Raw genomic sequence first — 18,390 nt, 5'->3', positions numbered from 1 at the left:
TAAAAAGAAAAGCCCTTTGATTAGGGCTTTTCTTTTTTTAAATCGTTTCAAATGGATATTAAGTACATTCATAGTTTGTTTTTAAAATGCAACTCAGTTTCAATAGATACACGAAATATTAAGCCAAATTCCTTGTTTATTGCCATAAAAGGGGATCGCTTTGATGCTAATACATTTGCCGAGTCAGCATTGGAAAAAGGAGCATCTTATGTAGTAATTGATGACGAGTCTTATTTTATCGATCAGAGGACCATCTTAGTGGAAGACTGTTTAGTTGCGCTGCAGGAATTAGCAAAATTTCATCGGGAGTATCTAAAACTACCTATAATTGCGCTTACAGGAAGCAATGGAAAAACAACCACCAAAGAACTCATTCTTGTTGTTCTTTCAAAAAAGATGAAAGCAAAAGCAACTGAAGGAAATCTAAATAATCACATTGGAGTTCCTTTGACATTGCTTTCGTTTACTTCAGAAACGGAAATAGGGATTGTCGAAATGGGCGCAAATCACAAAAAAGAAATTGAATTTCTATGCGAATTAGCAAAGCCCGATTATGGTTATATTACTAATTTTGGCAAAGCGCATTTAGAGGGATTTGGAGGTGTGGAAGGCGTTATTCAAGGAAAAAGTGAAATGTATCATTATCTTTCAAGTAGAGACAAGACTGTTTTTATAAACTTGGAAGACGCTATTCAAGTTGAAAAGTCAAAAAGTTTAAACACGTATACGTTTGGGATTAATAAAGTAGAGGCAGCTGTAAATATAACAAATGTAAAAGCCAGTCCTTTTGTTGAAATTAGTTATTCTGATCTAGTAATAAAATCTCATTTAATAGGTTTGTACAATGCAAATAACATCAATGCAGCTTTGGCTATTGGCAACTATTTTGGAGTTCCTGACAGCGATATTAAGGAGGCCTTGGAGGGTTACATTCCTGAAAATAATAGATCTCAATTAGTCTCAAAAGGGACGAATCAAATTATTCTTGATGCTTATAATGCAAACCCAAGTAGCATGACGGTCGCAATAGAGAACTTTTTGCAATTAGAAAATCCAAATAAAATTATGGTTTTAGGCGATATGTTTGAGTTGGGACAGGAAAGTGCACAAGAACATAAAGGGATTGTGATGCTATTGGAAAATGAAAAAAAAGTGAAATGCTATTTTATTGGTTCGGCTTTTTATGAAAATAGAACACAACAGAGTAATTTTTATTTCTATGAATCATTTGAAAAATTTTCGAATGATTTGCCGCTCGCCGGATTTGTTAATAGCACAATTTTAATAAAGGGCTCAAGAGGAATGGCATTAGAGCGGACTCTGGAACTACTATAACGTACATGATTATTAATTAATTTTAATGCCATCACATAAACAGGATGGCATTTTTAGGTTAATACTGTTTCGTTATGAAATGATGATCATTTCTGCTGTCATAGAATTTTTAGCAGGTATTCGAATGATTAAAATCACAATTGGAGTAGGTTTATTCTGGTAGTTTAACTTTCTTGAAGTTAAGGTGTTGCTATGAAGAACTGTTATCTTCAAATAATTATGAATATGAATTCAAAGGGCAGTTGTTTTGTAAGTTCATTTTTTTTCCTTGGTTTTCTGTAGCTGTTTTTTTTGTTTAAATGCTGTTTCTTTTGGAAGGGATTTTTTAGTTTGCCCAAATGATTTTTTTAATATAAACCGAAAGCAAATTTGCTGAGTTTTCAAAATTGGATGTTCCTTTATTTTCTTATCAAAAATAAGCTAAATTGCATCTTTTAAAGAGCGTACTAATTACAAGGATAAAATAGATGTTAAAAGATGTTTTAGCTAACAAGGAGTTTTACCAGCCAGGTTTGTCGATAGATTGTGTGATTTTTGGATTTCATAACAATCAGCTTAAAGTGCTATTGATAAAAACTAGGTATGGTGATCAATGGGCTTTACCAGGAGGTTTTGTATCAATTGCTGAAGATATTGATCAGGCTGCAGTCACCGTTTTGTATGGTAGAACAGGATTGAAAGGGATCTTTCTAAGGCAGTTTTCTACATTTGGTAGTGCGAGTAGGTGTAATGTTGATTTTAGCAATAGTATTTTAGATTTCTACGGGATACCTTTAGCGGAAGGCACGTGGTTTGCAAGCCGTTTTGTCACCGTTGGGTATTACGCATTGGTCGATTTTTTACAAGCAATTCCACCGCAGGAGGGTAAAAATGACATTATAGAATGGATTGATCATAATGATGTGCCAGAACTAATTCTAGACCACAGAGAAATTTTAAATACGGCTTTAAAGACCTTGCGGATGGAGTTGAATTTGATGCCGGTAGGTTATAATCTACTGCCAGAGAAATTTACAATCCCCGAATTACAAAAGTTATATGAAACCATATTGGGCAGAAAGCTGGACCGTAGAAATTTTTTACGTAAAATTACAGCAATTGGGATTTTAACAAAACTGAACGAAAAGAAAAGTAATGTAGCCCACAAAGCGCCTAACTTATATAGTTTTGATAAAGAAAAATATGAAGAAGTTGTGAAGAACGGATTAACGCAAGGTTGGTAATCTTAAAAAGCAATTCAATTCAATTTGTTTGTGAGGAATAATGAAGCTTGAGGTATTTTCCTTATTTCTGATATTCAAGTTGACAGGCTTAAGTAGCAAACGTTGAGATTAGAATTCCAATAAATATTATGTGGGCTCGGAATTTACCGCAGTTATTGTATGGCTCTTATTGCTATTACTAGATCCGTTTTATTCTTGATGTTGCGATTTGAGCAATTCTATTTAAAAAACAGCATAAAAAAACTCCATTATTTCTAATGGAGTCTGTCTTGTGGGCGATGAGGGGTTCGAACCCCCGACCCCCTCGGTGTAAACGAGGTGCTCTGAACCAGCTGAGCTAATCGCCCTAAACAATGTGGTTTCTTTCGTTACCGTTCTTGCGTGTGCAAATATACATCACTTTTCTAGATATGCAAGTAGAAAATAAAAAAATTATAAAATTTCTGCTACCACAAATGTGCTTCCACCAATATATATAAAATCAGATTTTGTTGCGTTTTCAATCGCTTTTTGATAAGCTTCTGAAACAGAAATGTATACTTCACCTTTTAAGTCAAAATGAGTTGCTTTTTGTTTTAAAATTTGAGGATCTAATCCTCGAGGAATATTGGGTTTGCAGAAATAATAATTTGCCTTTTTAGGGAATAAAGGTAAAAATTCCTCTAAATCTTTGTCATTTACAACTCCTAAAACGATATGTAAACTGTCAAAACGTTCTTTTTTTACTTGATTCAATACAATTTCTAGCCCATTCTTGTTATGTGCTGTATCACAAATGACCTTGGGAAATTGACTTAATTGTTGCCATCTCCCTTGAAGACCTGTATTTTTGACTACGTTTAATAAACCAGATTTGGTATCGTCGGGAGTAATTTTAAAGTCTGTTTGGGTATTTAAAATTGCGATGGTTTGTAAAACGGTTTTTTTATTGTGTATTTGATAATCTCCAATTAAATCAGAAGTATAGTTTTCAAATATCAAATCAGCAGCAAAAAAGAGTTCTGAACTGAATTCTTTGGCTTTAGCTAAAAATACAGGCTGCGTTTCCGGGGTATATTCTCCAATGATTACTGGAATATTTGATTTTATAATGCCTGCTTTTTCAAAAGCGATTGCGTCAAGGGTGTTGCCCAAAAATGAAGTGTGATCCAATCCAATATTTGTAATCACCGACACTATAGGAGTAATGATGTTCGTTGCGTCCAGTCGACCACCCATTCCTACTTCAATTACGGCAATATCAACTTTTTCTTTTGCAAAATAATCGAAAGCCAAGCCTACAGTCATTTCGAAGAAGCTCAGGTCATTTGCCTCGAAAAAATGTTTATGCTTGGTAATAAAATCTATAACGAAGGCTTCTGGAATATCAATTCCGTTTATTTTGATGCGCTCTCGGAAATCTTTTAAATGTGGAGAGGTATACAATCCAACTTTGTACCCAGCTTCTTGAAGTATAGATGCTAACATGTGAGAGGTAGAACCTTTACCGTTAGTCCCTGCAACATGGATGCATTTTAATTTTTCTTGGGGATTTTCTAGATGATTTATAAGTAAATAGGCGTTGGTTAAATCCTTCTTATAGGCTGAAGCACCCTGAAGTTGATACATAGGGAGTTGGTTAAACATCCATTCCGTAGTTTCTTTATAATTCATGTTGTTTATTGTGAATTGATTTTTTGTTCCTTAAGCCTTTGGAAATTTATCCAAAATAATTATTCCCCTAATTTGAAGTTAACTGTAATAAAACCAATTTGTGTTGCAGGCGCATTGGCATCCGGTTGCCATCTGTATTTTCTAGCTGTTGCCAATGCTGGTTCTACTAAGCAGGGATTCGTATTTGTTGTCCCTTTGGTATATTTGGCAGCAATAACGTTTCCGCTTCTATTTACTGTTATTTGGACCACTACAGTGCCGAATTCATTACATTTCTGTACTTCTTTCCCTCTTGAGCTGATACTTCGGCCGTTTAATCCCCATCCGCTTCCATTTCCAGTACCCCCTCCAGAGCCATAATAACTGTTGGCATAAGGGTCGCCATTTAAACTTCCTTTGTCTCCAGCAACGTTGTCATCTCCTTGTCCGCCTTTAGCTTTTCCATCTGATTTGGGTCCGTTGAGTATACTTGACAATGCATCAGAAGTGCTTTTTGAAGGTTGTGGGTTTTCTTTCGGTTTTGGTTTAACCTCTTCTTTTGCTGTTTCTTTTGAAGGTTGTATTTTTTTAGTTTGCTTCATGACTACAGCCTCTTCTATATCTTGTGAAAGAATATCATCATCGCTAGATGCTGCTTGCTTCGCTGCGGTTGCTATTGGAGCAGATTGAATTGGTTCTGTTGGTTGAACGTCTCCAGAGCCATATTCAGTTGTTCCAAAGTTTATTGCAATACCATTTTCAGGAGGTGGATCTAAAGAAGTTAATCCTAAATAAAAGAACAAAACAAATAGAATCACAAATAGGATTGTTGTGATAGCAAATGATTTTTTTTCTTCTTCTGTTTCTAAATATTTCATGTAGATTAACTCTTTTTTTTGAAGGACAAGTTTCGTTATTTGGGCCTTACAGCTAAAACAACTTTGATTTGGTTTCGGTTTGCAATATCCAAAACATTGACTGCTTTTTCAATCGGCACCCCTTCTTCAGCTCTCAAAATAATCGCTTTAGTTTGATCGGCAGTAAAAAGCGACAGTAATTTAGATTCTAAATCATTTTCTAAAACAGGTTCTTTATCGATGAAAAATTCCAGTTTTTTATTTATACTGACGGCAATGTTTTTATTACTGTCCGTTTTTCCTTTTGCTTTTGGTAGCACCAAGTCTAAGGCATTAGTGGTTACCATGGTTGATGTTAGCATAAAGAATATCAGCAATAGGAATACAATATCTGTCATAGACGACATATTGAATTCTGCACTAACTTTATTTCTTCCTCTTAAATTCATAATTATGCTGGGTCGTTTAATAAGTCTAAAAAGTCAACTGCATTGGCCTCCATTTGGTGAACAATTTTATCTGTTTTCACCACCAAATGATTGTATCCAACATAGGCTATAATTCCAACCACTAAACCAACAACAGTTGTTGTCATTGCGGTATAAATACCTTCAGATAGTGCTCCAACTTCGATTTGTCCGCCAGAACTTGCCATCTTGTGAAATGCTTGAATCATTCCTACTACCGTTCCTAAAAAACCAGTCATAGGACCAGCTCCTGAAATAGTGGCTAACATGCTTACATTTTTTTCAAGTTTGTATATTTCTAATTTTCCAGCATTTTCAATTGCTGTATTGATATCGTCTAGAGGCTTTCCAATTCTTGAAATTCCTTTCTCAATCAATCTTGCGACGGGAGATTTAGAGTGAGCACAAGCGATTTTTGCGTTATCAATGCGACCATTTCTAATGTTTTCTCTTATTTGTCCCATGAAATTCACGTCGATTTTTGACGCTGCATTGATCGCCATCAGGCGTTCAAAATAAAGATATAGCGCTACAAAAAACATAATGAATAAGGCAGTCATAATTATTTGACCCGCTAATCCTCCGCTAGTTAATAATTCAATGATAGATAACGTTTTTTCAACTGGAACCACTTCTGCTAAACTTTCACTTGCAACAGATAGGGTGTCTGCTTGTAACAATATGCTCATATAATTTTTCTTTGTTATTGAAACGCTAATATATTATAAAAATTGTTACTTTTTAGGATTTAAATTGGAAAGAAACGGGATTTTAGATCGCACAATCTTTCAAATTCCGGAGCGGATATAAAAAAACAGTTTGATAAATTTACAGGGACGTATTTTTATCAAACTGATTTAAGGGAAATCGTAATAAGTCTTTAAATTCATCTGCTCAATAATGACCAGCGCTGTTAATTACACAAGTTGCTTTAAAGCTATTTCAAAAGCTGTAGCGCTAATGTTAGTTTTTGAACTGTTTAAGGCATGTGCTTTTTCAATTGCTTTTCTAATAGTTTCTGAAGTGTCTTGAAAAATAGCCTCGTCCGTCATTTGTACTTTCTTTTCCATGAAATAAGCAAAAACACGAGCCATACCACAATTAGAAATAAAGTCTGGAATTAAACTTACTTTGTGATCTACATCTTCCATTATTGGACCAAAAAAGATTGCCGCGTCTGCAAAAGGAACATTTGCACCGCAGGAAATTACTTCTAGGCCATTGCCAATCAAACTATCAATTTGGGATTGAGTTACTAATCTGGAAGCGGCACATGGAGTGAATATTTCGGCTCCAATTGTCCATATTTTTTCATTGATTTCATCAAAAGGAATCATGTTTTTAGCAACTAGTTTGTTTCCGTCTTTAGCAATAAATAAGGCTCTTATTTCTTCAAATGAAAACCCTTCTTCATTGATTAACCCACCATCTCTGTCGATAATACCAATCACTTTAACGCCCATCTCAGCAAGATAAAATGCGGCAGCTGAACCTACATTTCCAAAACCTTGTACGATAGCTTTTTTTCCTTTTACTTCACCGCCATAAATAGCGTAATAATTACGAACGGCTTCAGCCACGCCAAAACCGGTAATCATATCAGCCACAGTATATTTCTTGGAAACATCTGGGGAAAATCTTGGGTTTTCTATGACTTTGACCACACCTTGACGTAATTGTCCAATTCTGTTTATTTTGTCTGCTTCAGTTGGTTTAAAGTGCCCGTTAAACACCCCTTCTTGCGGATGCCAAACACCACATTCTTCCGTCATTGGGATTACTTCGTGAATTTCATCTACATTTAAATCGCCGCCTGTTCCGTAATAACTTTTTAATAATGGAGATACGGCTTTATACCAGCGTTGTAAAACGCCTTTTTTTCTTGGGTCATTTGGGTCAAAATTAATTCCAGATTTAGCACCACCTATAGCTGGCCCAGAAACTGAAAATTTTACTTCCATGGTTTTTGCTAAAGACAAAACTTCATTCATATCTAATCCTTTTCTCATGCGCGTTCCACCACCGGCAGCACCACCTCGTAGTGAATTGATAACTGTCCATCCTTCAGCTCCCGTTTCCGCATCTTTCCAATGGAAAACTATCTCAGGTTCTTTATTTTCGAATTTCTTTAATAAATCTTTCATTTGTTGCGATATGTTTAATTTTTGCAAATATAAAAAATAGAATAATGTGAAATATGTATTTTTAATTTTATTTTGGAGAATAAATAATTCCAGAAGTATGATCTTTTTTCGCTCCTGTTACGCTACTTAGAACATTGATTTCTCCTCGTAATTTTAAAACGCCGAGCAATGCAAAAATCAACGCCTCTTTAAATTCTAAAATTTTAGCTGTTGGAATTATTAATTTCATTTGCGGTAAATAGAATTGTATGCGCTGAATGAGAAAAACATTATAAGCACCGCCGCCAGTTATAAAAATACTGCCGTTTTTATTTGGCAAAGCCAAAGCAATTTGAAACGCCACATGTTCTGTGAAAGTGCGTAATTTGTCTTCAATAGGAATAGAATAGCTGTTGATAACAGGTAAGGTAGTTTCTTTTACGAATTCAAAGCCCAACGATTTAGGAGGTGTTTTTTGATAGAATTTCAAAGCATTTAATTCATTCAATAAATGCTGGTTGCATATTCCAGTTCTGGAAATACTGCCTTTATCATCATAATCCAGTCCTAATTCATTGGCATAAAAATTCAAAACAGTATTTACAGGCGAAATATCGAATGCAATTCTTTTTTTATTTTGTTCAAAGGAAACATTCGAAAAACCACCTAAATTCATGCAGTAATCATATTCAGGAAATAATATTTGATCCCCAATAGGAACCAAAGGAGCACCTTGACCTCCAAGTTGCACATCTTGAACTCTAAAATCACAAACTACAGTTTGGTGGATCAAGGATGAAATCTGGGGCAAATTACCTATTTGAAGTGTAATTCCGTTTTGCGGTTGATGTACTATTGTATGACCATGGGAACAAACGGCATCAAGATTCTTGATATCCTTTTTTTTGATGAAATCACCAATAATAACAGCTAGTAGCGAGGTGTATTCCTGATTCAGTATTTCTAGAGCCACCGCAGAGAAGGATATGGCAATTTTTAATTTGTTTAACCAATCACTTGTGTAAGAAACAGTTTCAGAAGCTAGTATTTCAAATTCCCAAATATTGTTTTCTACAGTAAAGACAATATGTGCCAAATCTATCCCGTCTAGCGAAGTTCCGGACATGACACCTACTACATTATATTTTTCTTTAAACATTGGCTAAATTTACGAAAACGTTTGAAATCTGATATTTAATAATTACTTTTGTCCACAAATTTAAGAACATTTAATTTATAATAAAAATATGGATTTTAATCTAACCGAAGAGCATTTAATGATTCAACAAGCTGCTAAAGATTTTGCAATTGCAGAATTGTTACCAGGCGTTATTGAACGGGATGAACATTCAAAATTTCCAACCGAGCAGTTGAAAATGATGGCTGATTTAGGGTTTATGGGAATGATGGTTGATCCTAAATATGGAGGTTCGGGTTTAGATAGTATTTCTTATGTTCTGGCAATGACAGAAATTGCGAAAGTTGATGCCTCCGCTGCTGTGATTATGTCCGTAAATAATTCGCTAGTTTGTGCGGGTATAGAGAAATATTGCAATGAAGAACAAAAAATAAAATATTTAGTTCCTTTGGCAAAAGGAGCGGTAATCGGTGCTTTCTGTTTATCAGAGCCTGAGGCAGGAAGTGATGCGACTTCACAAAAAACAACAGCAATAGACAAAGGAGATCATTATTTGTTAAATGGAACAAAAAACTGGATCACAAATGGTTCAACCGCTTCTACATATATTGTTATTGCTCAAACTGATGTTGAAAAAGGGCATAAAGGAATCAACGCTTTTATAGTGGAGAAAGGTTGGGCTGGATTTGATATTGGACCAAAAGAAAGAAAAATGGGAATCCGTGGAAGTGATACGCATTCGTTACTTTTTTCTGACGTAAAGGTTCCTAAAGAAAATAGAATTGGTGATGATGGATTTGGATTTGCCTTTGCAATGAATGTTTTAAATGGTGGAAGAATAGGTATTGCATCTCAAGCTTTAGGAATTGCGACTGGAGCGTACGAAATTGCTTTAAAATATTCTCATGAAAGAAAAGCATTTGGTAAAGAAATTTTTAATCATCAAGCGATTGCTTTTAAACTTGCCGATATGTATGTGAAAGTAACTGCTGCAAGACTATTAGTGATGAAAGCAGCTTGTGAAAAAGATGAAGGTAAAGATATTGCACATTCTGGTGCTATGGCAAAATTATATGCGTCAGAAATAGCTTTAGAAGTGGCTAATGAAGCAGTTCAAATTCATGGTGGGAATGGATATGTTGCTGAATATCATGTGGAACGTATGATGCGGGATTCTAAAATTACACAAATTTACGAAGGAACTTCTGAAATACAGCGAATCGTAATCTCAAGAGGATTAGTATAGTAAGAAACAAATTATAATTATTAAAAAACCCTTTTCAATTTCGGTTGGGAAGGGTTTTGTTCATTAAGCCAATTTTTAAATATTGGGATTAGTCTCAAATTGGAAAATAGCTTTGCCTTAAGCAATGGTACGATTGTCTGAAAAGAGCGGTTTAAAGCGACTTTAAAGTTTAAAAGTAAATCATGCGAGTAGTCTTTTTGTATTCGTTTAGACTTTAAAAATTGAATTTTATAGGAATACTCGTATTGCTTTTTAGATGTTTGGGATTTGGCTCTTAGTACTTAAAATGGAGACGAGAGGAACTAAAATGACTACGGTTTTAGTATTGGTGCGATTTTTGTACCGCTGCACGTGCTTAAATAGAAGTTAAAATGATGAGAATGTACTTTTTATTTTGGCAGTAATTCCCTTTCTTTGTTGTAATGCCTTGGTCTTAAGGACAAAACTATTGGCTTAAATTTGTTGATTTAAAATATAAATATGCTAATACCCTCTATTAATAATAGCTTAAATGAACTAATTGATTTGCTGAACCAATTGTCCCAAAAAGAATATTCCAATTCTTGCGCGGAATTAAGTAATGCAACCATTGGAGAACACACCAGACATATTATTGAGATGTTCCAGTGCTTAGAAAATCGATATGATTGTGGTGTTGTTAATTATGATAATAGAGAACGGAATAGTCGCATCCAAACGGATACTGCTTTTGCCATCGAAAATATTGTGATGATTCAACAAAATTTGGATAAAAAAAATAAGAATATTGAGCTGTTACAAGTTGTTGATGGCGAAGAAATTAGGATTGAAAGCAATTATTTCAGGGAGTTACTTTATAATTTAGAACATTGTATTCATCATCAAGCATTGATAAAAGTAGCTATTTTGCAATGCGAAACAGTTACTGTTAATCCTGATTTTGGTGTTGCTCGCTCTACAATAGAATATAGAAAGCAATGTGCACAGTAAGTTTTGTAACCACAAATGATAAAATTATCATTACTTCAAATCGGGATGAAAAAATAGTACGACCTAGTGCTATTCCGCCTAGACTCTATACAATAAACGGGAAGGATCTTATTTTTCCAAAGGATCCGTTAGCAGGTGGAACTTGGTTTGTTGCTAAAGCAGACGGAACGATTCTAGTGTTGTTGAATGGAGCCGATGAAAAGCATAAAGTACACCTTCCGTATCGAAAAAGTAGGGGTTTGATTGTTTTAGATATGATCAGCGACGATTCTCCAAAGGATTTCTGGACCGAAATTGATTTAGAAAACATAGAACCTTTTACTTTAGTTTTATTTCAAAATAAGATGCTTTTTCAATTGCGATGGAACGGAAAGGGGAAAGAAACTACGCCTTTGGATATTCAAAAAAATCACATTTGGTCATCATCTACTTTATATCCGTCGGCCATTCGAGAAAAACGCTCGAATTGGTTTCATACTTTTGTGGATCAGAATTCGGAGATTTCAGTATCAACAATGTATGGTTTTCATCGCCATACGGAGTCTGGAAATAATGAAAACGGCCTTGTGATTAATAGGAATGACGAGTTGAAAACGCTAAGCATCACGCAAACCGTCCTGGAAAATAATAAGGTCAGTATCTTTCACTATGATTTGATTGCCCAACAGGAGTATTCTTCGTCATTTATCACCGTTTAATAACTATATTTTGAAACTATTTTTTCATAAAATTTTGCATTGGGAATACTGGCCTTTCCAGATTGTATATATTCCTATTTATTTTTTATGGTCCTATTATTCCATCAAGGCAAAGTCAATTTTTTTCTTCAATGCCTGTAATCCAACCATCAAGAATGGAGGTTTTATGATGGAATCCAAGAAAGAAATTTACGATTTGATTCCACAACAGTATTTCCCGAAAACGGAATTAATAAAAGAGGGAACTGATCTTCAAAACGTTTTAAATGCTATTACAAAAGCAAAAATAAAATACCCTTTGATTGCAAAACCCGATGTTGGTCTGCGCGGTTCTGCAGTAAAAAAAATCAATTCGATAGCCGATTTAGAAGGATATTCGCAAAAAGCAAATTTCGATTATGTGGTCCAGGATTTAATTCCGTACAGTAATGAAATTGGAATTTTCTATGTGCGCTATCCTCATGAAAAAACGGGTAGAATTACAGGAATCGTAGCAAAGGAATTTTTGATTGTTACTGGTAACGGCTTTTCAACTGTAGAAGAATTGATTAAAGAAAATCCACGATATGAATTACAACTGCCCGTTTTAAAGCAGGAATACGGTCGAAAATTACTCGATATTTTACCTGAAGGGGAGAAATTGAATTTAGTGCCTTATGGGAATCATGCTCGAGGCGCAAAATTCATTGACGGAAGTCATTGGATATCACCAAAATTAACACAAACCATAAACGAAATGTGTTTGCAGATTCCGGGTTTCTATTTTGGTAGATTGGATGTAATGTACCATACTATCGAAGAATTAGAGCAAGGACTTAATTTTTCAGTCGTAGAATTAAATGGCGCTGGGAGTGAACCCACTCACATATACGACCCAAAGCATTCTTTGTTTTTTGCTTGGAAAGAACTCGCACGGCATATTACGTATATGTATGAAATAAGCGTTGCCAACCATAAAAAGGGTGTTGCCTATCTACTGCATAAGGAAGGTATGAAAGAATATAAAATGCACTTGGAACAAAGCAATAAAATTGTAAATTTTTAAAGTAATGAAGGCATTAAAGAACATTTTTGTTGGTTTTTTAGTGAGCTTTATTGGTTCGATACCGTTAGGATATTTGAATGTTATCGGTTTCGAAATATATGTCAAACTTGGGATTAGTAGCTTGTTTTTGTTTTTAGTAGGAGTCATTTTTGTGGAGATGTTCGTGATTTATCTTACGTTACTATTTGCAAGGCAATTGGTAAGTAATCAGAAATTAATGAAGATTATTGATTTTTTTGCTATTTTCTTTCTCTTAATTTTAGGGTATTCTTTTTTTGAAAGCGCTAATCAACCAATAGAACAACAAGGCGTAGTAGAAAAATATGCGACGTATTCTCCTTTTTTAATTGGTGTTTTTTTAAGTGCTATTAATTTTCTTCAAATACCATTTTGGACCGGATGGAATCTCTATTTGATGAATGGGAATTATATTTCAATTGCAAATAAGCACAAAGTGTATTACATTGCAGGAACTTTGGTAGGTACATTTATGGGGATGCTCTGTTTGGTTTTGATCTTAAACACTTTAGCCCAAAATACGAGCAGCTTTTCTAAGTATGTAATTCCAGTTGTAATTCCGTTGTTTTTTGTTGTTTTGGCCGTTGTTCAAATGGTCAAAGTTTATAAAAAGTACTATCAAAATAAAACGGAATCATAAAAGTTTAATGCTAATTCACAGCTGTCTTTATTAATACTAATCCTTATCAATTATGAAAAATTTTTTTCTGTTACTCCCATTTCTTTTCTTGTGTTGCAAACCGTCTTCTGTAGTTGTAAAGGATACCGCAAATAGTGTTCCATCGCATCTCGCGTATACGGTGCAGCAGAAGGATGTTGCTAAAACGTTACAATATTTAGCTTCAGATGAGTTGGAAGGAAGGGAAACTGGACAAGTAGGTATGGTAAAAGCGGCGGATTATTTAGAGCAATTTTTTAAAGATAATAAGGTAAAGCCCTATTTCAAATCGTATCGGGATACACTTTCAACTTTCAAGGGTACTGCGTTTAATATAGTTGGTTATGTTGAAGGTACTGATGCTGTTCTAAAAAATGAATTTATAATTCTAAGTGCGCATTATGATCATATTGGAATAGATAAAAAAGGGGTGAATGGGGATTTTATTAATAATGGTGCCAATGATGATGCCTCAGGAACAACCGCAGTTGCTGAAATGGCAAAGTATTTCAGTAATGCCAAAAATAACAAACGAAGCATTCTTTTTGTGTTTTTTGCAGGAGAAGAAAAGGGATTATTAGGTTCTAAACATCTAGCCAAGAAATTGAAAGCACAGGATTTTAAACTCTATGCGCAGTTCAATATTGAAATGATTGGTGTCCCAATGAAAAGAGATTATTTAGCTTATATTACCGGTTTTGATAAGTCTAATATGGCTGGAAAAATAAACGAATATACTGGCAAAAACACGATTGGTTTTCTTCCAAAGGAAGCCGAATTTCAACTCTTTTACAGATCAGATAACTTCTCTTTCTATGATGTTTTCAAAGTGCCTTGCCAATCGGTTAGTACTTTTGATTTCGAGAATTTTGAATTCTACCATCATGTTTCTGATGATTTTAAAGCGATGGATATTCCCCACATCACTTCTTTTATACAAGAATTATTGCCTGCTGTAGCACAAATGGCAAATACGCCTAGTCAAGAAATAATAATGCTTAAATAGGATAAGAAACGGATTGCTTCATGTCATAAGCCAAAATATAATAGTCATTATTGTTGAACTGAAAATCGCCAATAATAGTCCATTTTAGCTTTTCAGTGTGTGCTTTTGTAGAAGGGATATTAATTTTGTTAATGAAGGTCAAACTCAAAGGGTATTTTTGCGACAGATTTATTCGCATTAACTCAAAAAGAGTTGTTATTAATCCCTTCCCGCGGTAGTCCTTATGGATGCAAATGGGGCCATATTGAAAACTATTTTCAGTAGTGATGTCAAAATCTAAAAAGTTCAGTTTAGGAATTAGTTGAGTCATATAATCAAAAATAGGCCATTGTTTGAAAAAGTCCCAACTTCCTGTAAAAATATACCCAATGATTTTGTTAGAATTTTTAGCAAGAAATAATTCTTGTTTTTGGATAACTTCGGTAAGTTGTTGTACCGTAAATGGCGTGGTAACAAATCCAAAAGCTTTTTCTTCTTCTGATAAATTAGTGACAAGGTATAAATCTTGTAAAGCCAGAACGCCTTCAATGTCACTTATTTTTGCAATTTCGAATGTGATAATTTCTGTCATTTTCTGATAATTCAATGGTTAGGATTCTGAATCAAAAATAATGAATTTTATAATAAAATTTTAATTTCATTGCCGTAACAATCTTGGCGCAAAGCATTACTTTTTTATTGTTTTTGCTTATTTTTGCTTCATGAAAAATATTATCATTACAGGAACGAGCAGGGGAATAGGCTTTGAATTGGCCTTGCAATTTGCAAATGCAGGACATCAAGTTCTTGCGATTTCTAGAAAAATTCCTCAGGCGTTATTGGGGAACGAAAATATTACTTGTCTTTCGGTTGATTTATCCAATGAATCGGAATTAGATAAAGTAAGTAGTTTTCTTTCTAAGTCTTGGAAACAAGTAGATGCCGTCATTCATAACGCAGGAAGTTTATTGTTGAAACCTTTTTTAGAAACGACTCAGGAAGATTTCGAAAATATCTACAAAGTCAATGTTTTTGGAGTGGCTAATTTAACGCGTGTTTGTTTGCCATACTTGCAAAAAGGAAGTCACGTAGTTACAATCAGTTCTATGGGAGGGATTCAAGGCAGTTTAAAGTTTGCGGGCTTAGCAGCATACAGCTCTAGTAAAGGCGCCGTGATTACCTTATCAGAATTATTAGCCGAAGAATACAAAGATCGCGGAATCGCTTTCAACGTTTTAGCGTTAGGCTCTGTACAAACAGAGATGTTAGCTGAAGCTTTTCCAGGTTATCAAGCGCCTATATCAGCATCTGAAATGGCAAATTACATCTATGATTTTACCGTGACTGGAAATAAATATTTCAACGGAAAAGTATTGCAAGTCTCTTCTACGAATCCTTAAAATATAATTATAAATTTTTAGTTATGAATTATGAGTGAAAGTAGTGTGAAAACAGAAAGTTTTGAGTTAGCAATAAGAGGGGTTAATTTGTACAAATACTTGATTTCTGAAAGAAAGAATATAGTATGAGTAAACAGTTTTTGCGCTCAATAACTTCTGTGGGAGCAAATGTTCGTGAAGCTGTAAATGCGCAAAGTAGACCGGACTTTATTCATAAGTTGTCAATAGCTCAGAAAGAATGTGATGAATCTCTTTATTGGTTAGAACTTTTAAAAGAAACCAATTATATTTCCGAGATTGAATTTGAATCGATTTACCAACAGAACAATGAAGTTTTGAAAATTATTTGAAGTATTATATTAACCTCTAAGAAAAATTCATAACTCATAACTCATAATTTATAATTATATTGAGCGAAACACTAGCCAGATACATTCCCGAGCATGCGGTAAAACCCGTTTTCGAACTTATTGTTGCCAATCAAGTGCATCTTAAGATTGTCAACGAGCGCCAGACGCGTCATGGAGATTATCGAAAAGGACTGAATGGAAAGCATGAAATTACGGTAAACTCAAACCTGAATAAATACAAGTTTTTGATCACCTTGATTCATGAGATTGCGCATTTGGTGGCCTTTGAGAAATTTGGGCGAAACATTAAGCCGCATGGAAATGAATGGAAATATTCTTTCCAAAGGTTAATGATTCCATACATTCGTCCGGAGATTTTTCCTAATCATTTATTGCCTTTACTGGCGAGACATTTCAAAAATCCAACAGCCAGCAGCGATACAGATGCTAATTTGGCTTTGGCACTGAAGCAATTTGATCAGCAAAATGATAAAAATTACGTTTTTGAAATTCCTTACGGCAGTGTTTTCCGAATCCAAAATGGAAAGATTTTCAAGAAAATAGCCGTTAGAACCAAACGTTTTGAATGCCTTGAAATGAGTTCTGGAAAAACGTATTTATTCAATCCCAATGCTGAGGTGGAGTTGTTGAAATCAAGCTAGGTTTTTACTCTTTCAAATACGCTTCTCTTACTTTTTTGAATAAATTAGAAGAATAAACAAAATCAACAACCGATTGATTATCTGTTTTAAAGATTTCTTCTTTAGTTCCTTCCCAAGCTTTTAAACCGTCTTTAAGGAATAAGATTCGCTCTCCAATTTCCATCAAAGAGTTCATATCATGGGTGTTTATGACTGTTGTGATGTTGTACTCTTCCGTGATTTCTTTGATCAAATTATCAATCAAAATTGCTGTATTGGGATCTAAACCAGAGTTAGGTTCGTCGCAAAATAAGTATTTAGGTTTGTTTACGATGGCACGAGCAATAGCAACACGTTTTTGCATCCCTCCAGAAATTTGAGAAGGTAATTTTCCATGTGCGTCTGTTAATGCTACTCTTTCTAGCACAAAATCAACACGTTCTTTTATTTTAGCTTTGTTGTCTTTGGTAAACATTCGTAATGGGAATCCAACATTTTCAGCTACAGTCATCGAGTCAAACAGAGCACTTCCTTGAAATACCATTCCAATTTCCGTTCTAAGCTCTCTCTTTTCATTAGGATCTAATTCGGAGTAAATTCTTCCATCAAAACATATTTGACCTGATTCAGGTGTGTGAATACCCAAAAGACTTTTTAATAAAACTGTTTTTCCAGAGCCACTTTGTCCAATAATTAAATTGGTTTTTCCAGTTTCAAATACGGTCGAAATGCCTTTAAGAATTTTGTTTCCGTTAAATGATTTTTCTATATTTTTAATTTCTATCATGAGCCTAGTAATAGTTGTGTTAATATGTAATTAAAAAGTATAATGGAAACGGATGTCCAAACAAAGGAAACGGTGCTCGCTTTCCCTACTTCAAGTGCGCCACCTTTCATGTAATAGCCGTGAAATGAAGGTATGGTTGCTAATAGCATGGCAAAAATTAATGTTTTTATGAAGGCATAAACAATATGAAACGGAATAAAGTCCATTTGAGTTCCATTTATAAATTCAGCGCTTGAGATAAAGCCGCCATAAACACCCGCCATCCATCCACCGAGAACGCCTAGAAACATAGCGATTCCAATAAGAAATGGATATAACAATAAGGCTATTATTTTTGGGAATACAAGATAATTTAAGGAGTTTACCCCCATTACTTCTAAGGCATCAATTTGTTCCGTAACCCTCATCGTTCCTATGCTTGAAGTGATAAAGGAACCCATTTTCCCAGCCATAATAACGGAAATAAAAGTGGGAGCAAACTCTAATATTACGGATTGTCGGGTTGCAAAGCCAATAAGGTATTTAGGAATCAAAGGATTCGTTAAATTTAATGCTGTTTGAATGGCAACAACTCCTCCTACGAAGAAAGAAATGAAAGCAACAATACCAAGAGAATCGATAATTAAGTCATCAATTTCCTTGAAAATCAGATTTTTCATCACAGACCATTTGGTTTGTTTATTGAAAATTTCTTTCAGCATTAAGAAGTATCTTCCTATTTGCGTTATATAGCGAATGAGCATCATAAGTTTTGCGAATATGGGCTAAATTACAAAAAATGTTAGGAGTTATCTCTTTTGGTTTAGCAGTTTTTTGAT

At 34.5% G+C, this 18,390-nt stretch carries 21 protein-coding genes and 1 tRNA gene; 12 read left to right on the top strand and 10 right to left on the bottom strand.

Going from position 1 to position 18,390, the window contains the following annotated elements:
• The first annotated feature begins 51 nt into the window (after positions 1-51).
• The 3 genes from BUA03_RS09880 (at position 52) to BUA03_RS09875 (ending at position 2,558) form a co-directional block, all read left to right on the top strand.
• Positions 52-1,335: a UDP-N-acetylmuramoyl-tripeptide--D-alanyl-D-alanine ligase gene (locus BUA03_RS09880; protein ID WP_066081200.1), complete on the top strand. Its 1,284-nt coding sequence runs from the start codon at positions 52-54 to the stop codon at positions 1,333-1,335.
• Positions 1,336-1,360: 25 nt separating this feature from the next.
• Positions 1,361-1,498: a hypothetical protein gene (locus tag BUA03_RS16690; protein ID WP_157492204.1), complete on the top strand. Its 138-nt coding sequence runs from the start codon at positions 1,361-1,363 to the stop codon at positions 1,496-1,498.
• 304 nt (positions 1,499-1,802) lie between these two features.
• Positions 1,803-2,558: an NUDIX hydrolase gene (locus BUA03_RS09875; protein WP_066081197.1), complete on the top strand. Its 756-nt coding sequence runs from the start codon at positions 1,803-1,805 to the stop codon at positions 2,556-2,558.
• 272 nt (positions 2,559-2,830) lie between these two features.
• On the opposite strand, the gene BUA03_RS09870 is transcribed toward BUA03_RS09875, so the two are convergent.
• The 7 genes from BUA03_RS09870 to BUA03_RS09840 all read right to left on the bottom strand — a co-directional run bounded on the left by BUA03_RS09870 (position 2,831) and on the right by BUA03_RS09840 (position 8,796).
• Positions 2,831-2,905: transfer RNA gene (locus tag BUA03_RS09870), tRNA-Val, on the bottom strand.
• Positions 2,906-2,990: 85 nt separating this feature from the next.
• Positions 2,991-4,211 carry a bifunctional folylpolyglutamate synthase/dihydrofolate synthase gene (locus BUA03_RS09865; protein ID WP_066081193.1) on the bottom strand — a complete coding sequence of 407 codons (1,221 nt, stop codon included), beginning with the start codon at positions 4,209-4,211 and terminating at the stop codon, positions 2,991-2,993.
• A 59-nt stretch (positions 4,212-4,270) separates the two neighbouring features.
• On the bottom strand, positions 4,271-5,068 hold the full coding sequence (locus BUA03_RS09860) for an energy transducer TonB (RefSeq protein ID WP_066081191.1): 798 nt from the start codon (positions 5,066-5,068) through the stop codon (positions 4,271-4,273).
• A gap of 35 nt (positions 5,069-5,103) precedes the next feature.
• The gene (locus BUA03_RS09855) at positions 5,104-5,496 is read right to left on the bottom strand and encodes an ExbD/TolR family protein (protein WP_066081188.1); all 393 of its coding nucleotides are present in this window, start codon (positions 5,494-5,496) and stop codon (positions 5,104-5,106) included.
• A gap of 2 nt (positions 5,497-5,498) precedes the next feature.
• Entirely contained in the window at positions 5,499-6,203 is a 705-nt protein-coding gene (locus tag BUA03_RS09850; RefSeq protein WP_066081185.1) for a MotA/TolQ/ExbB proton channel family protein, read from the bottom strand.
• Between the two features lie 228 nt (positions 6,204-6,431).
• On the bottom strand, positions 6,432-7,658 hold the full coding sequence (locus tag BUA03_RS09845) for a Glu/Leu/Phe/Val dehydrogenase dimerization domain-containing protein (RefSeq protein WP_066081182.1): 1,227 nt from the start codon (positions 7,656-7,658) through the stop codon (positions 6,432-6,434).
• 67 nt (positions 7,659-7,725) lie between these two features.
• On the bottom strand, positions 7,726-8,796 hold the full coding sequence (locus tag BUA03_RS09840) for an anhydro-N-acetylmuramic acid kinase (protein WP_066081179.1): 1,071 nt from the start codon (positions 8,794-8,796) through the stop codon (positions 7,726-7,728).
• Positions 8,797-8,884: 88 nt separating this feature from the next.
• Between BUA03_RS09840 and BUA03_RS09835 the strand changes: the two genes are divergently transcribed.
• The 6 genes from BUA03_RS09835 to BUA03_RS09810 all read left to right on the top strand — a co-directional run bounded on the left by BUA03_RS09835 (position 8,885) and on the right by BUA03_RS09810 (position 14,415).
• A complete protein-coding gene (locus tag BUA03_RS09835; RefSeq protein ID WP_066081176.1) occupies positions 8,885-10,021 on the top strand; it encodes an acyl-CoA dehydrogenase family protein in 1,137 nt (378 codons plus the stop codon).
• Between the two features lie 480 nt (positions 10,022-10,501).
• Complete coding sequence (locus BUA03_RS09830) at positions 10,502-10,990, top strand: hypothetical protein (RefSeq protein WP_066081173.1); 489 nt, start codon at positions 10,502-10,504, stop codon at positions 10,988-10,990.
• The gene (locus BUA03_RS09825; protein ID WP_066081170.1) at positions 10,978-11,688 is read left to right on the top strand and encodes an NRDE family protein; all 711 of its coding nucleotides are present in this window, start codon (positions 10,978-10,980) and stop codon (positions 11,686-11,688) included. Before BUA03_RS09830 ends, BUA03_RS09825 begins: the two co-directional genes overlap by 13 nt.
• A gap of 10 nt (positions 11,689-11,698) precedes the next feature.
• Positions 11,699-12,733 carry an ATP-grasp domain-containing protein gene (locus BUA03_RS09820; RefSeq protein ID WP_066081168.1) on the top strand — a complete coding sequence of 345 codons (1,035 nt, stop codon included), beginning with the start codon at positions 11,699-11,701 and terminating at the stop codon, positions 12,731-12,733.
• Between the two features lie 4 nt (positions 12,734-12,737).
• Positions 12,738-13,391, top strand: coding sequence for a LysE family transporter (locus BUA03_RS09815; protein ID WP_066081165.1), 654 nt, complete (start codon positions 12,738-12,740; stop codon positions 13,389-13,391).
• A 52-nt stretch (positions 13,392-13,443) separates the two neighbouring features.
• Complete coding sequence (locus BUA03_RS09810; RefSeq protein WP_066081163.1) at positions 13,444-14,415, top strand: M20/M25/M40 family metallo-hydrolase; 972 nt, start codon at positions 13,444-13,446, stop codon at positions 14,413-14,415.
• Here the strand turns inward: BUA03_RS09810 and BUA03_RS09805 are convergent.
• Positions 14,408-14,986, bottom strand: a complete 579-nt coding sequence (locus tag BUA03_RS09805; protein WP_066081159.1) for a GNAT family acetyltransferase — start codon at positions 14,984-14,986, stop codon at positions 14,408-14,410. The two genes, BUA03_RS09810 and BUA03_RS09805, sit on opposite strands and share 8 nt — an antisense overlap.
• A gap of 130 nt (positions 14,987-15,116) precedes the next feature.
• On the opposite strand from BUA03_RS09805, the gene BUA03_RS09800 reads away from it, so the two are divergent.
• The 3 genes from BUA03_RS09800 to BUA03_RS09790 all read left to right on the top strand — a co-directional run bounded on the left by BUA03_RS09800 (position 15,117) and on the right by BUA03_RS09790 (position 16,806).
• Complete coding sequence (locus BUA03_RS09800; RefSeq protein WP_066081157.1) at positions 15,117-15,794, top strand: SDR family NAD(P)-dependent oxidoreductase; 678 nt, start codon at positions 15,117-15,119, stop codon at positions 15,792-15,794.
• Positions 15,795-15,919: 125 nt separating this feature from the next.
• On the top strand, positions 15,920-16,144 hold the full coding sequence (locus BUA03_RS09795; RefSeq protein WP_066081154.1) for a four helix bundle protein: 225 nt from the start codon (positions 15,920-15,922) through the stop codon (positions 16,142-16,144).
• A 59-nt stretch (positions 16,145-16,203) separates the two neighbouring features.
• Positions 16,204-16,806 carry a SprT-like domain-containing protein gene (locus tag BUA03_RS09790; protein WP_066081151.1) on the top strand — a complete coding sequence of 201 codons (603 nt, stop codon included), beginning with the start codon at positions 16,204-16,206 and terminating at the stop codon, positions 16,804-16,806.
• 4 nt (positions 16,807-16,810) lie between these two features.
• Here BUA03_RS09790 and BUA03_RS09785 read toward each other — a convergent pair whose 3' ends face one another.
• Both BUA03_RS09785 and BUA03_RS09780 read right to left on the bottom strand, forming a co-directional pair.
• On the bottom strand, positions 16,811-17,572 hold the full coding sequence (locus BUA03_RS09785; protein WP_066081148.1) for an ABC transporter ATP-binding protein: 762 nt from the start codon (positions 17,570-17,572) through the stop codon (positions 16,811-16,813).
• Positions 17,569-18,318: an MlaE family ABC transporter permease gene (locus BUA03_RS09780; protein ID WP_066081144.1), complete on the bottom strand. Its 750-nt coding sequence runs from the start codon at positions 18,316-18,318 to the stop codon at positions 17,569-17,571. Before BUA03_RS09780 ends, BUA03_RS09785 begins: the two co-directional genes overlap by 4 nt.
• Between the last annotated feature and the right edge of the window lie 72 nt (positions 18,319-18,390).

This window comes from Flavobacterium fryxellicola, assembly GCF_900143245.1.
GTDB lineage: Bacteria > Bacteroidota > Bacteroidia > Flavobacteriales > Flavobacteriaceae > Flavobacterium > Flavobacterium fryxellicola.
The sequence above is the reverse complement of the archived record's forward strand: the minus strand, read 5'-3'. Positions and strand labels throughout refer to the sequence as shown.